12 protein-coding genes are annotated in these 14,319 nt (G+C 47.0%); 1 reads left to right on the top strand and 11 read right to left on the bottom strand.

Going from position 1 to position 14,319, the window contains the following annotated elements; translation table 11 throughout:
* Positions 1 to 69: 69 nt before the first annotated feature.
* The 3 genes from L985_RS05780 to L985_RS05770 form a co-directional block, all read right to left on the bottom strand.
* Positions 70 to 894, bottom strand: a complete 825-nt coding sequence (locus L985_RS05780) for a fumarylacetoacetate hydrolase family protein (protein WP_047391123.1) — start codon at positions 892 to 894, stop codon at positions 70 to 72.
* A 125-nt stretch (positions 895 to 1,019) separates the two neighbouring features.
* Positions 1,020 to 2,462, bottom strand: a complete 1,443-nt coding sequence (locus L985_RS05775) for a SulP family inorganic anion transporter (protein WP_047391118.1) — start codon at positions 2,460 to 2,462, stop codon at positions 1,020 to 1,022.
* Between the two features lie 71 nt (positions 2,463 to 2,533).
* A complete protein-coding gene (locus tag L985_RS05770) occupies positions 2,534 to 3,442 on the bottom strand; it encodes a TetR/AcrR family transcriptional regulator (RefSeq protein ID WP_035398167.1) in 909 nt (302 codons plus the stop codon).
* 169 nt (positions 3,443 to 3,611) lie between these two features.
* Here L985_RS05770 and L985_RS05765 point away from each other — a divergent pair, with 169 nt between their 5' ends.
* Positions 3,612 to 5,084, top strand: coding sequence for a DHA2 family efflux MFS transporter permease subunit (locus L985_RS05765; RefSeq protein WP_029341214.1), 1,473 nt, complete (start codon positions 3,612 to 3,614; stop codon positions 5,082 to 5,084).
* Between the two features lie 20 nt (positions 5,085 to 5,104).
* On the opposite strand, the gene L985_RS05760 is transcribed toward L985_RS05765, so the two are convergent.
* From L985_RS05760 to mutL, 8 genes are all read right to left on the bottom strand, one after another.
* Positions 5,105 to 5,593: a 4Fe-4S single cluster domain-containing protein gene (locus L985_RS05760; protein ID WP_047391112.1), complete on the bottom strand. Its 489-nt coding sequence runs from the start codon at positions 5,591 to 5,593 to the stop codon at positions 5,105 to 5,107.
* Complete coding sequence (locus L985_RS05755; RefSeq protein WP_047391109.1) at positions 5,565 to 7,394, bottom strand: anaerobic ribonucleoside triphosphate reductase; 1,830 nt, start codon at positions 7,392 to 7,394, stop codon at positions 5,565 to 5,567. Before L985_RS05755 ends, L985_RS05760 begins: the two co-directional genes overlap by 29 nt.
* A gap of 240 nt (positions 7,395 to 7,634) precedes the next feature.
* Positions 7,635 to 9,674 (bottom strand): ATP-binding protein, encoded by a 2,040-nt coding sequence (locus L985_RS05750; protein ID WP_047391105.1) that lies wholly within the window; start codon positions 9,672 to 9,674, stop codon positions 7,635 to 7,637.
* 101 nt (positions 9,675 to 9,775) lie between these two features.
* The gene (locus tag L985_RS05745; RefSeq protein WP_047391102.1) at positions 9,776 to 10,300 is read right to left on the bottom strand and encodes an AAA family ATPase; all 525 of its coding nucleotides are present in this window, start codon (positions 10,298 to 10,300) and stop codon (positions 9,776 to 9,778) included.
* Between the two features lie 101 nt (positions 10,301 to 10,401).
* Entirely contained in the window at positions 10,402 to 11,085 is a 684-nt protein-coding gene (locus L985_RS05740; protein ID WP_029341209.1) for an LrgB family protein, read from the bottom strand.
* On the bottom strand, positions 11,078 to 11,467 hold the full coding sequence (locus L985_RS05735; protein WP_052169383.1) for a CidA/LrgA family protein: 390 nt from the start codon (positions 11,465 to 11,467) through the stop codon (positions 11,078 to 11,080). The genes L985_RS05740 and L985_RS05735 overlap by 8 nt, the downstream gene beginning before the upstream one ends.
* A 129-nt stretch (positions 11,468 to 11,596) precedes the next feature.
* A complete protein-coding gene (locus tag L985_RS05730) occupies positions 11,597 to 12,268 on the bottom strand; it encodes a hypothetical protein (protein ID WP_047391098.1) in 672 nt (223 codons plus the stop codon).
* A 218-nt stretch (positions 12,269 to 12,486) separates the two neighbouring features.
* Positions 12,487 to 14,319, bottom strand: a complete 1,833-nt coding sequence (mutL, locus tag L985_RS05725) for a DNA mismatch repair endonuclease MutL (RefSeq protein ID WP_047391093.1) — start codon at positions 14,317 to 14,319, stop codon at positions 12,487 to 12,489.

Raw genomic sequence — 14,319 nt, 5'->3', positions numbered from 1 at the left:
ATAAAAAACCGCTTTCCAAAGTAATGTGGAAAGCGGTGAATGAAATTCAATCATTTCGGTCATCTTCGTTCACTGGACTTCATTTTGCAGGCGACCGATTCCTTCAATCGATACCTCGACGACATCCCCTGTCTGAAGGTAGACCGGTGGTTTCATACCGTGCCCGACACCAGCTGGAGTTCCTGTCGCAATGATGTCCCCTGCTTCAAGCGTCATTCCGCGCGACACTTCAACTAAAATCGTCACGACGTCGCGTAACATCAACGCGGTTGATCCCGACTGTCGGAGTTGCCCGTTCACGCGCGTCTCGACGAGGACGTCAAACGGATCAAAGCTTTCCGCTGAGACGATGACCGGTCCGAACGGACAGAACCCATCAAGCGATTTACCACGGAAGAACTGAACGTGTTCTTTTTGTAGATCCCGAGCCGTCACGTCATTGACGATACTATAGCCGAACACATGATCAAGTGCATTTTCTGGTGTCAAATCACGCCCCGTTGTGCCGATGATGATAGCAAGTTCCCCCTCATAATCCAGTTGCTGCGTCAAATCCGCATGCCGTTCGATTGGTTCGAACGGACCGACGATCGATGTCGGTGCTTTCGTGAACAAGACGAATTTCCCTGCTCCCGCCGTATCCATCTCCTTGATGTGATCGGCGTAGTTCTTGCCGACACAGATGACGTTTCGTGCCGGTACATACGGCGCGAGCTGACGAACATCCCCTTTAAGTAGTGGCGCGATATCTAGATCAAGGTCAACATCGAACTCACGTGAAATCACTTCAAACAATGAATCCGTATAGACTTGTGCCGTCACATCATATGTAGAGCCATCCCGTTCAACCCCGATACCTACTTTTCCTTCATGCTCAAATCGAAACCATTTCATCTTAACTGCCCCCTTTTGTTTTTAGTATAGCGAAACCAATCAAGGGACGCACTTCTCATCGTCAATCAGAAGGAAACAAAAAAGCGGTCGACATCGTGTCGACCACTTCCTCATATCCTCTTCCGTTATGCGATTCGCTGCGCTAATCGATCGACGAGCGCTTGCGACTCTTCATTCAATCCAGTGAGTTCGACTTTTTTGCCGAGACGTTCGTATTTCAAGACGACGTTTTCGATCGCTTCGATAGCGGAATCATCAAACAAGTGACACGCCGAGAAATCGAGAGTGATGACGGACGATGGATCAGCGTCGAGCTGGAATTGTTCCGCAAATGCTGTCGTCGACGCGAAGAACAACGGGCCACGAATCGTGTAACGGACTCGATCTGTTTGCTCCTTGCGCTCGACTTGAATGCGCGAAATTTTTGAAGCGAATAATAACGCCGCAAGCAAGATCCCGACAAGAACGCCCATTGATAAATCGTTCGTCAATACAGTGACGAGAACAGTTGCGAGCATGACCGCAGAATCACTTTTTGGTGACGTCTTGAGCATCTTGAATGAACCCCAGTCAAACGTCGCATACGAGACGAAGAACATGACACCGACGAGTGCTCCCATTGGAATCGTCATCAATAGATCATTCATCGTAAACATCAACAGCATTAGGAACACACCTGCTGTCAATGTCGACAATCGCCCACGCCCACCCGACGTGACATTGATGACCGATTGACCGATCATCGCACAGCCCGGCATTCCACCGAACATACCCGCGATGATGTTCGCAATTCCTTGTCCACGTGATTCCATTGCTTTGTTCGACGTCGTATCCGTCATCTCGTCGACGATTCGTGCCGTCAGCAACGATTCGATCAAACCGACGAATGCAAGTGACAAAGCATACGGGAAGATGATTTGGAGCGTTTCAAGTGAGAACGGAACATCCGGTAAGAAGAAGCTTGGTAACGCCGCTTCGATTTGTCCCATGTCTCCAATGACTCGTGTATCGAGTGAGAAGACGACCGTCAACACTGTCATTATCGTGATCGCAACGAGTGGTGCCGGGATTGCTTTCGTCACGCGTGGGAATAACAAGATGATGGCGAGTGATGCGGCAACCATTGCGTACATGATCCAGTTCTGTCCTTCGAACTGCGGCAGTTGTGCCGAGAAAATCAAAATCGCTAACGCATTGACGAATCCGACCATGACGGATCGAGGAATGAATCGTAATAACTTAGCAATTCCTAAAAATCCGAACGTGATTTGTAGAATTCCGGCAAGGATACCGGCAGCTAGTAAATAATCGACACCATGGTCCTTGACGAGCTGGACGACGACGAGTGCCATCGCACCGGTCGCAGCTGAAATCATTCCGGGACGACCGCCGGCAATCGAGATGACGATTGCAATGATGACGGAAGCGTATAAACCGACCATCGGATTAACGCCAGCGATCAGCGAAAACGCGATTGCTTCCGGAACGAGTGCTAAGGCGACGACGATTCCGGACAGCAAATCCGCTTTTGGTTGCAGGAACCACTCTTTTTTCCATTGAGTAAACATATGATGATGAGACCCCTTTTCTAACATGAATGGTCTCAGTGTAATCTGGTTAGTTTCAAAAATCAACCTTTTTAGGAAGTTTTGGTCCGCACACGGGCAATCTCATCGACCATCGCCTTATAGGTTGCCATGATTTCCTGACCCGCAAAGACCGGATCTTCGTCCATCGTCTCGAGTGCCCGGCGTAGAAGATGAATTTTTGGTTTCTTCCGTTCGAGTAGTTCTTCATAGATGAAATCAAGAACCTCTTCATGGGCTTCCTTCGATTCATCGGAAATCGATGACAGGGTAATCAAGCGTTTCATATGCGCACTCGTCTTCTCGAACAAATCCTTCCGAATGACGACTTCATCTTGTGGCCGATCGAGCCAAACGGATAGGAAGCGCGGCGGAATCAACTGTTCTTCCGTCCGACTGACGTCTTCGACGAGATGCGTCAATCGATTGAATACGTAACGGACGACACGTTCCGGTTGTGTGTTCGGTTCGGATTGTCGGAAGAAGTACATCGCATATTGCAACATTCCTGTATAAATGACCGCTAAATCTAGAAGATACGGTTCTTTCGTCTGACCGAATAAATCACGTAATCGTTCAAACGTCCATTCGATCTCGAGAAGACGGTTATTCTCCATGAACGTCTTCAGTTCTTTTTCATTTGAAGCAATCGCCTCTTCGAACAACGTATACAATTTATATTTTTGCATCAGTTCCAAGTAACAGTTACCTTGTTGAATGAACGTCTCATAATCTGAGACATCTCGTCCGACGAGAATTTCCTTGCGCGCTGTCCGCATCTTTTCAAAGACGGTATTAAATACATCGATGAATAATTCATTTTTAGAGGAGAAGTAGTTATAGAACGTTCCTTTGGAAACGTTACTGTGCTCAAGAATGTCCTGGATGGACGTCGATTGATAACCTTTTTCGACGAATAGCTGATAGGCGGCATCTAGAAGTTGTTTCTTTTTTGGATTCATGGTCTTGTCCTTTTCTGTTCAAATGATTGCAATGGTTTAACAATCACTTATTTTAGTGTATGAAGCAAATAATTTGAATTCATTCGACTTAGCCTGGTAAGATAGCCAAGTTAGTCATAGAATTCAAGTCTAACATTTTAGACTCGTAGTACAAAAGGAGCATAACGAAATGCAATCAAGCAAGCAATCATCACGACTTTATTTAATTTTAACTGTCCTTATGGCAGGTGCGTTCGTTGCGGTCCTGAACTCAACGTTACTTAATATCGCCTTACCGTCGATCATGGGATCCTTCGGTATTCAGGCAAGCACCGCCCAGTGGTTGACGACGGGCTATATGCTCGTCAACGGAATCATGATTCCAACGTCGGCCTTCCTTGTCCAGAAGTTCTCGACACGTCAACTGTTCTTGACGGCGATGACGCTGTTCTCACTCGGTACAATCATCGCTGGACAAGCACACGTCTTCCCGCTTCTACTCGGTGCGCGGATGATGCAGGCATCTGGTTCTGCGATCATGATGCCACTATTAATGAACGTTCTTTTGACCGGTTTCCCGATCGAGAAACGCGGACAAGCAATGGGCATCTTCGGACTTGTCATCACGTTCGCCCCAGCCATCGGACCTACATTGTCCGGCTGGATTCTTGAACATTATGAATGGCGGATGTTGTTCCATCTCGTTACACCGATCGCATTACTCGTACTGTTCACGGGTGCCTTCTTATTGAAGAAAGAGACGGTTCGTAGCACACTCAAACTCGATTTATTTTCACTCGTTCTCTCAAGCTTTGGTTTCGGTGGTTTGCTGTATGGATTTAGTTCCGCTGGTTCTGCCGGATGGGGATCTTGGACGGTCATCGGATCATTGATCATCGGTGTGATTAGTCTGACTTCCTTTATTATACGTCAATTCATGCTCGAAGAACCGATGCTTGAGTTCGGGATTTTCCGTTATCCGATGTTCGCCTTATCGCAAGGAATTTCGATGGTCTTGAACATGTCGATGTTCTCCGCCATGATCTTGATGCCGATCTATATCCAGACGATTCGCGGTATCTCACCGTTTCACTCTGGTCTCTTGATGTTACCGGGTGCGATCGTCATGGCGATCATGTCACCAATCACAGGTCGTCTGTTCGACCGATTCGGTGCTCGGATCCTTGCGATCATCGGCTTATCACTGACGGTCTTAACGACGTTCTCGTTTAGTCAGCTAGCTGCGGATACGTCATACGCGTTCCTCGTCATCATGTATACGCTACGTTTCCTTGGAATCTCGATGGTCATGATGCCCGTCATGACGAACGGGTTGAACCATATTCCGCAACACTTGACGCCCCATGGTACGGCATTGAACAATACGTTGTCACAAGTATCGGGTGCGATCGGTTCAGGTCTGCTCGTGACGATCATGACGTCGCGGACGAAACATCACGTTCCGGAACTTGCTTCACAACCTGAAGCCGCTAATCCGGAATGGTTGCAAATGCAGGCGATGATCGAAGGAATCAACGATACGTTCTTCATCGCAACGTTACTTGCACTCGCGGCACTGATTTTATCGTTCTTCATCAAAAAACGACGGACGACGACACTCGCAGTCGTCGAATCCGTCGATCAAGAACAAAAATATGCATGACCTGATTCTCCCCTGTCTATTCAGACGGGGGAGTTTTTGTTTTCGTGTAACACTCTTTTTTGCAGTTGCTGTCGATCATAAATTCGTTGATTTGTACTGCCCCGAAAACGTGTCGTTCGGTCGAGTTTCGACAGGATGAACGGACCATCGATGAGTCCGTCTAGTCGCAGTATTAGTGGATGCCACCGTCGACGCTGTAAGATTTCCTCTAGTAAATAGCCAGTATATAAAATGACGTCATAATCTGGTCCAAGTTGTTCGAGAAGTTGCACAAGTGCTGCCGCTTGAAGCATCGGCTCGCCGCCGGATAATGTTAAACGACGATTTCCGATCGCCTGAATCCGTTCCACTGTTTCTTTAATCGTCCAATCCACTCCACCTGCCGGATCCCAGGAGGACGGATTATGACAGCCGACACAGTGGTGTGGACAACCGGCAAGAAACAGGACCGTTCGCAAACCGGGTCCATCAACGACAGAATCAGGATGAAGGGAAAGAACGCGTAACATCGTGCTTCACCCGATTCTGCTCTTCAGCCCGTTTTGCCTCATTCCAACGGTCCAGTGTACCGACGAGATATCCTGTGATGCGTCGAATCCGTTCGATCGATCTACTTCCGCAAACCGGACACTGATCCTCGATTGTCTGCTCCGTTCGACAATCAAGACAACGATCGACGGGATGATTGATTGACCCATAGCCGATTCCAGCTTCCGCCATCAAACGAACGATGTCTTCAATCGCTTGCGGATTTCCAGCAAGGGCACCATCTGTCTCGACATAGGTGATATGTCCACCATTACATAATGCATGAAACGGTGCTTCGAGTTGAATCTTTTCACGGATCGTCACGGGCGCATCGACAGGGATATGAAAGGAGTTCGTGTAATACGGCTGATCAGTCACTCCTTTGATTTCACCGAAGTCACTAGCATCACGACGTGTGAACTTACCTGATAACCCTTCAGCTGGAGTTGCCAGTAAACTGAAGTTCAATCCCGTCATCTCGCCATAGTTGTCGACGACCGTTCGCATCGCTTGAATCAAGGCAATACCAATCTGGTGCGCCAGTTCGGAATACCCATGATGATTGCCCGTCAAAACGGTCAAACATTCCGCGAGACCGATGAAGCCGACTGCTAACGTCCCGTGCTTGAGGACCGGACCCACCTGATCCGTACTTTTTAGCATCTCACCGTCTTTCCAGACATGTTGATATAAAAATGGAAACTCGTCAGCCGTTCGACTTGCCTGGAACTCATAACGCGCGATGAGTTGCCGGCATGCAAGTCTTGTCGTCTCTTGGACGGCTTCGAACATTTGATCGACGGTTTGACTCTGAAGTGCCAAACGGACGAGATTGATGCTCGTAAACGATAAGTTGCCTCGACCTGTGACGGACGGGATGTCTCCACGATCTTCAAACACACGGGTCCGGCATCCCATATACGCGACTTCTGCTCCCCCCGGTTGCTCCTGACAGTTAAATGGTGCATCAAGAAACGCAAAGTTCGGAAACAATCGTTTTCCTGTCACGCGGGTGGCAAGTTGAAACAAATCGTAGTTCGGATCCGTCGGTGACAGGTTGATGCCTTGTTTGACTTTAAAAATTTGAATCGGAAAGATCGGCGTCTCCCCTCTTCCTAACCCTCGTTCCGTCGCTGTCAGCAAGGCGCGCTGAAAGAGCCGCCCTGCCTGCGTCGTATTCGTCCCATAATTGACGGATAAAAACGGCACCTGTCCACCGCCGCGTGAATGCATCGAATTCGTATTATGGATGAACGCTTCGCACGCCTGAAACGTCTTTTCATACGTCTCCTGCCATGCGCGCCGCTCCCGCTTGCGTCGCTTCCAATGCGGCACAAGGGCGTTTAGTTTGGTCCATTCGCGTTGGTAGGTCTTTTCGACGAATGGCGCTACATCATCGTCAAAGGTCGCGAAGGCTTGTCCGCCATGCTGCATGTTTTGATTCGCTTGGACGATGATTGCCGCAAGGGCGAGGGCAGAACGGATGTCTTGCGCTGGTCGGATTGAACCGTGTGTCGTCTGAAATCCGTTCGAGAGTAGCTGACCGAGCGGAATCTGAGCACACGTCGTCGTACCGGTCACGTAATAATCGGCGTCGTGGATATACAAGATGTTGTCGTCAAGCGCCTGCAAGACATCTGCTTCGAGATGTCGTCGCATCATCTGCCGCGCTGCTTCCCCAGCAATCCGCTGTAATTTCGCAAGCGGTGTTTTGCCATCAATGTTTGCATTCTCTTGTTCGATATCTTGCGGTGGTGTGAGTAACGCTTCTAAGCTCTCCATGATTCTTCTTCCTCTCACGCTTTTTTATAATCACTATAGCGAGAGTACAGAAACGTTCGCAATCCCTGCACAATTTACGATTTTTTCAACTGTTTCAGCCGTTCTGTCATCAATCTGTTCGATTTATCGTTCAAATGTCTGCATCTTACTCGTTTTAGCCAAACGCATGAATTTGGACGAATCTCACACGTGAAACGACAAAAAAGAAGAGGCGCATGATATCGCCTCTTCTTCGTCTCTTCATTCTGCTTCGAGTAACGCGTCTGTCGCACTCGGCAATTTGACCCGAAAGACCGTTCCTTCTCCAAGGATCGATTCGACTTCGATATTGCCATCATGTGCGCGAACGATTTCCTTACAGATTGATAATCCAAGACCTGTCCCGCCAATCTTTCGGCTGTCTGAGTTGTCGACCCGGTAAAACTTGCTGAATAAATGCGGCATCGAATGGCTTGGAATCCCGATCCCGAAATCGCGAACGCTGAGTTCGATTTGATTGTGTTGGTGAGTCATCGTCACGACGACATCCCCGCCGTCCGGTGAGTACTTCACCGCGTTATTCAAGAGATTACCGAGTAACTGTTTCATGCTGTTCGCATCTGCCTCGACCATGAAGTCCTGTTCATCATTCAAATCAAGTTTCAGACTGTGTTGCTCCGTCGCTGCTTGATAGAACTGAATTTGTTCCTTGACGATTTCTTTCAGGTCAAAGATTTGTTTGTCATACTCTTGCTTTCCTGACTCCATCCGCTGGACGTTCAAGAAGTCACTGACGAGATCGGTCAGACGTTTTGATTCATCGTGAATCGTCTGCAAGTATCGCTTGTTCCGCTCAGGATCCAAATCCCGTTTCAACATTAGCTCCGTAAAGCCAAAAATTGAAGAGAGCGGTGTTCGAAGTTCATGCGAGACCGTTGAGACGAGTTCCGACTTCACGCGGTCGACTTCTGTCTCAGCCGTGACGTCACGGAAGACGAGAATCGTTCCTTTTGAATGTCCCCCGTGCGCAATGGCTTCGGCATAGACTTGAATGAAGTATTCACCTTGGTCGATCGACAAGGAAAACATGCCCTCCGGAATCTCACCCGATAAGACTTCTTCAAAGTATGCTTCAAACGCTTCCTTTTGATCCATCTGCTCGAACATCGTTTCCGGTCGGACTTCGAGGAAGGTCATCGAATCGTTGTCTTCTTCGACTTGTAACGACTGGAAGATATCGAATAACGCCTGATTTCCTAAGATCGTCTTCTCTTCGTGTTTGATGTAGAGAATCGCTTCCCGAACGGAATTCAACAGTTGTGCCGTCTCTTTTCGTTCGTATTCCATCTGTTCATAGAGTGACATTCGCATTAATGAAATGGCGATCTGTTTTGAGAACGATTCAAGCTCCGCCAAGTCTTTTTGATTGAATGGCGCATCAAAGCGGGCCAGATAGAGACAAGCAATCAATTCTTCCTTCGCCGGGTCCATGATTGGGATGACACCTTCATAGACGTGATACGGATACTTGATGAGATCATCATTCGCGACCTTTTTCGAGGAATGTGCCGTTTCCTTTGAAATCATGACGCGTTTCAGTAGCAATGATTCTGTTTTTAAGCTCTCCTGCTGATCCTCCGTCATTTCTTTTGGAACGACTTGCGCGATCTCATTATTCTTAATCAGTAAGAGGGCACCGAATTCTGTCTTCGTCAACCGCACGATCGTACTGATGACAGAGGAATAATCAAACAAACTCTCTTTTGAAGCAAGCGTTTCGATCAGTTCATTACGATCTTGTAAATGTAGCTCATTCGTCCGTGTCACTTCCAAGGCGCGTTCGAGCTCGTTCTGCTTCTGTTGTAAGACCTTCTGGTTAAGCTCCATCTCTTGATTCTTATCTGACAGTTCCGCATGTTGAGAAGAGATCGACCGTGCCATCTGGTAAAATGATGCCGTTAATTGACCGACTTCATTATGGCTGTCGACGTCATGCTCGAGCGAAATCGACTTGCCTTCTGCAAGGCGACGACTCTTAACGTTTAATTCGCGGAGTTGTGACGTCACCCGATGAATCAATGGGCGAACGATGAACAATAGACAAAATAAAAATATCATCAAGTTCAAGAACCAGAACCATTGTGTCTTTTGTAACTGGTCGAGTACTTGTTCCTTCGTCCGACTGTCTGCATTATCCACGTATAAATAACTGGCAACCGATGTGATGACACTTAGTGCAAAGACACTATAAAAAATCGCCATCAACTGTCTGCCCAATTTCTCAGTCATCCAGTGTTTCATATTCATAAATCCTCCTAGCAATAAGTTGCCCTTCGTTCAAGATTGTTTCCTCCTCATCTATTATCATCTAATGATTCCCGGAAACATCTTTCTTGAATCCTTTATGGTCGGGCAGGCGAGAGTCCAATCCCGGTCACGAGGGCAATCGCATCGACGATCTGTCCTTTCATCAGATCATCCGTCTCGATCTGTTGACTGAACAATGGATCGGTCAGTTGACGTAAGCGTTGTTCTGCCTGTTGACCACCCCATGAATTCGGATGCTCGAAGCGGCTAATCAACCGACGTTTGACAGTCGTCTCCTTCGCCATCAAGGCGATATGACGGACGTCATGCCCGTTCGCTCGTAACGTACCGATGATTTCCTGAAAGTACGCTGGATTCGTCAATGTCATCGGTACGATGATCCGCGCCTTTTCCGTATCGAGCTGCTCGAGGAGCTGTCGATTGAACGCGCGCCACAACGGCTCATCCTGAAAATCATCCTTGTTTTCCGGCAGTTGCGCTCGTAAAAAATAGCCTGTCTCCTCTGGATCAAAGATGTGTGATCCGCTCCAGCGTTGTTGTAACCCTTTGGCTGCCGTCGTCTTCCCGACACCAAACGTACCGTTAATCCAAATGATCATCTTATTCTCCTCCACCCTGTTTTCTGTTGTACTATACTGCAAAAGTGGTCGACAAGTTTCAATCGGTTACAAAAAAACACTCCGTTGAAAAAACAGAGTGTTTACCCATATAACCATGTGATTAAAAACGGTGCGATGACGCTAGCACAGACGGCCGTCAAGACCATCGTCAGCAGACCGACCGCCCCTTCACGTTGGTCAAGACTCATTGATTTCGTCGCGCCCATGACGTGGGCAATCGATGCTAAGCCGACGCCACGGCTAACGAAGTGACGAATCTTAAGTCCTGTCATGAGTTTTGGACCGACGATCGATCCGGTTAACCCCGTCAATAAAACGAAGGCTGCCGTTAGCGTCGTCGTCCCACCTGCTTTTTGCGAAATCGCCAAGGCAACAGGTAACGTGACTGATTTCGGTAACAGGGCAAGGTTCGTCGTCCGCTCAAGATGGAGCAGCAGACCGAGTAATAGATCTGAACTCATTGCAATACATGTTCCAAGCAAGACACCAAGTCCGATTTCCGGTAGAAAACGGCGAACGTGATGTCGGACGCGGTAGAGCGGAATCGCAAATGCCGTGATCGCTGGACCGAGCATCTTCGACAAGTACTGTCCCCCTTGCATATATTCTGCATGTGAGACCCCACTATAGATGAGGATGATAATCAGGACAGCCGTCACTGTCAGGATCGGTAACGTCCAGACACGAGGATGCCGTTGGTAAATGAACATTGCGCCACTGAATAAAAGAATGGTCAAAATGATCCAGAACAGTGTCTCACTCATGTGGTGTCACCGCCTCTTTCCGGTGTGCTAAGCGGTCGACGATATACGCTGAGCCGACTAACGTCAGGAGGCTGCTGACGACGACGATTAATAGGACTTGAAGACCAGATGTTCGAAGGAATGCTGTATAATCCATGATTCCGGACAGTGCTGGGACAAAGAATAATGGCATGACGAACAGCAGAAAGGTTCCGCCCCGTTCAACAGCGACGAGAGGAAGCAGTCGACTTTTTAATGTCACGTACAGAAGAATCAAGCCGATGATGTTACCGGGTAATGGTAACTGGAAAGTTTCGCTCACCCAGTCCCCACTGAGTGAAAAACAAAAAATAAGTGCGATTTGAGCAATGATTTGAATGATACGCATAAAGCGTGACAGCATGATAAAGGTCCCCTTATTAACAGTTTCGGGTCTTATTATCCGCCTCTTTTCCTCAACAATCAACCTTAGACTTAATTCTAAATAAGTAATCATCTCTTCCAAAATTACTTATATTTAACTTTTAACAATTTATTTAAAATTAATCGACAATGAATTATATTCAGCTTCAAGATTTACTTTCAATTCGCTAGTATCCTTTGTGTACGTCAAATAAGAACCCGATGGTTCTTTGGCTAAGCTAGAATAAGTAGAATAATTTGAATAGTATTCTTTAAAATCTAAATATAGATCCATATATTTTTCAGGTGGATTTTTTAATTTATTTACACTCTCATCAATAGTAAATTGTGCATCCTCCATACTACTATATATACCCTCGTCCTCTAACACACCATGAACAGTTTCTAATGCCGCGCTAAATTCGCCTCTTTCAATATAACGACCTCTATTATTAAAACGCGTTCCATCCTCTGGTGCATTATTCTCAACTGACGATTCATCTACTCCAAGATAATTTGCAAGAGAACTTAGTCTTAAATTATTTTCAATAGAAGCATTCCAAACGTCACTATACATTACAATTACATCGTTAGAAGTATCACTTAGAGTATTTAGATTTTCTACAGTATTATTCATTAAAGTAAGGTAATCTTTCTCTCGTTGTTCTTTTTTTTCTTTTCTAATAATTGCTTGTTGATTTTTTTTCTCTTTAATTACTAAGTAACTCGCAACTCCTCCCCCAATAACTAATAAAGTTACAATAAATAAAATCATCTTTTTTTTAATTAGTTTTTTTCCCATAGTAAATATTTCCTTACCCCTTTGCAATATATGTATTAGTTAAACTTTTACTTTGTAATTATAGCATTTATTTCTATTTTTTCATTATTTCAGAAAAATTATTCTGATCAAACAATTTTTCTATATAAAAATTCTCTATCAATAGAAAGATTGCTCATCTAACTATATCTAGAGAATTTAAAATTATTTATACTTACATGTTTTATTCCTTAGCAAAATCACATGACCCGTTTGAATAACTTCTCGAGTTCATACGTCGTCCATTCGATGATGACTGGACGTCCGTGTGGACATGTGAACGGCATCTCCGTTTTCGCTAGATCGTCAATCAACCGACGCATCATCTCATCGTTCAACGGATGATTCGCCTTGATCGATTTCTTACATGCCATCATGATGGCGGCATCTTCCCGGTACGTCTCGAGATCGATTTTTCGCTTCATCAATGCTTCATCGAGTAATTCCTGAATCGTCTCTTCCTGACGATGGGAGGGGAACCACGTCGGAACTTCTCGGACGATGAAGCTTTGTGGACCGAATGCTTCGAACTCGATGCCGACGTCTTTTAGCAACGGAAGGACTTCATCCATCCGTTTCATATCATCCGACGAGATTTCAAACGTATACGGTAAGAGCAATTGCTGCCGCTGTTCCGGTGGTCGACCGAACATGACCTTATACGTTTCGTATTTGATTCGTTCTTGCGCCGCATGTTGATCAATCATATACATCCCGTCTTCCCCGGCACAGACGATATAGGACGAATGGAGTTGACCGATGACGTCGAGATGCGGAAAGCGAGGACGCGCAGGTGATTCCTCAATCGGTTCGACAAAGTCCTGCTTGACCGGTTTGAGAGGTTCGAACAGATCATCCTCGTTGCTAAACGGTAATGATTTCTCGACAGGTGGTCGATCGTCTTCTTGCGGCTTTTTCGGAATCGGATAATTCCAGACCGCTCGCGATGATGTCTCTTCGACTGGTTCCGCGACGTAAGAAAAATCGAGTTTTTCCTGGCTACTCGGATCCTTTTTTGGTTTCGGTAGCGTCACTTTCGGAATCAGCGTCTCCCGGCTGAGCGTCATCTTGATCGTCTCCTGGATCAACTGGCAAAGCTCCATCTCTTTTGAAAGACGGACTTCTCGTTTCGCCGGGTGAACGTTGACATCGATCAAGAGTGGATCCATCGTCACCTCGATGACTGCAATCGGATACCGCCCGATCGGTAGTAACGTATGGTAACCGTTCAAGACCGCTTGCGTCAGGGCGAAGTTTTTGACCGAACGTCCATTCAAAATCAACGTGATGTAATTCTTTGAGGCACGGGTCACTTCCGGTTTGACGAGATGACACGTCAATTGATAATCGGCATTCGCACCTTTTGCGACTAACGTCCCTTGGATCGTCTGGTGACCGTAGACACTTGCCAGCGCTTGCCGGACGTCTCCTGATCCGTTCGTCTGGATCAATGTCTTCCCTTCATGGGTAGCCCGAAGCTTGACGTCTGGATGAGCGAACGCCATCCGGTTCAGCACGTCCGTGATCGCCGCAAGCTCCGTATGCGTCGTCTTCAAATACTTCAATCGAGCCGGTGTGTTGAAGAAGAGATGCTCGACCGTCAATTCCGTTCCCCGGTTCATTGCTGCTGGTGTCCGTTCGACGACCGTCCCGTACTCAAGCGTCACTTGAATCCCTTCCGCGTCCTCACGTTTCGTCTTCAACGTCACTTTACTGACGGACGCGATCGAGGCAAGTGCCTCTCCGCGAAAACCAAGTGTCTTGATTCGGAATAAGTCATGCTCATCCTTGATCTTACTCGTCGCGTGACGGACGAAAGCCAGTTCAGCATCATCCGGGTAAAACCCGTGTCCGTTGTCGCGGATCGTCATCCGTTTCATTCCAGCTTCTTCGAGTTCGACATCGATTTGGGTCGCACCGGCATCAAGTGCGTTCTCGACCAGTTCCTTGACGACCGACGCTGGTCGTTCGACGACTTCTCCCGCCGCGATCCGGTTCGCTAAACTATCGGATAATTCACGAATGATTCCCAC

This window comes from Exiguobacterium sp. ZWU0009, assembly GCF_000798935.2.
In the GTDB taxonomy this organism is placed as follows: domain Bacteria; phylum Bacillota; class Bacilli; order Exiguobacteriales; family Exiguobacteriaceae; genus Exiguobacterium_A; species Exiguobacterium_A acetylicum.
The sequence above is the reverse complement of the archived record's forward strand: the minus strand, read 5'-3'. Positions and strand labels throughout refer to the sequence as shown.

Coding starts and splice junctions, on each gene's coding strand:
- L985_RS05780 (WP_047391123.1), bottom strand. CDS start 894: ATGAAATGGTTTCGATTTGAGCATGAAGGAAAAGTAGGTATCGGGGTT.
- L985_RS05775 (WP_047391118.1), bottom strand. CDS start 2,462: ATGTTTACTCAATGGAAAAAAGAGTGGTTCCTGCAACCAAAAGCGGAT.
- L985_RS05770 (WP_035398167.1), bottom strand. CDS start 3,442: ATGAATCCAAAAAAGAAACAACTTCTAGATGCCGCCTATCAGCTATTC.
- L985_RS05765 (WP_029341214.1), top strand. CDS start 3,612: ATGCAATCAAGCAAGCAATCATCACGACTTTATTTAATTTTAACTGTC.
- L985_RS05760 (WP_047391112.1), bottom strand. CDS start 5,593: ATGTTACGCGTTCTTTCCCTTCATCCTGATTCTGTCGTTGATGGACCC.
- L985_RS05755 (WP_047391109.1), bottom strand. CDS start 7,394: ATGGAGAGCTTAGAAGCGTTACTCACACCACCGCAAGATATCGAACAA.
- L985_RS05750 (WP_047391105.1), bottom strand. CDS start 9,674: ATGAAACACTGGATGACTGAGAAATTGGGCAGACAGTTGATGGCGATT.
- L985_RS05745 (WP_047391102.1), bottom strand. CDS start 10,300: ATGATCATTTGGATTAACGGTACGTTTGGTGTCGGGAAGACGACGGCA.
- L985_RS05740 (WP_029341209.1), bottom strand. CDS start 11,085: ATGAGTGAGACACTGTTCTGGATCATTTTGACCATTCTTTTATTCAGT.
- L985_RS05735 (WP_052169383.1), bottom strand. CDS start 11,467: ATGCTGTCACGCTTTATGCGTATCATTCAAATCATTGCTCAAATCGCA.
- L985_RS05730 (WP_047391098.1), bottom strand. CDS start 12,268: ATGGGAAAAAAACTAATTAAAAAAAAGATGATTTTATTTATTGTAACT.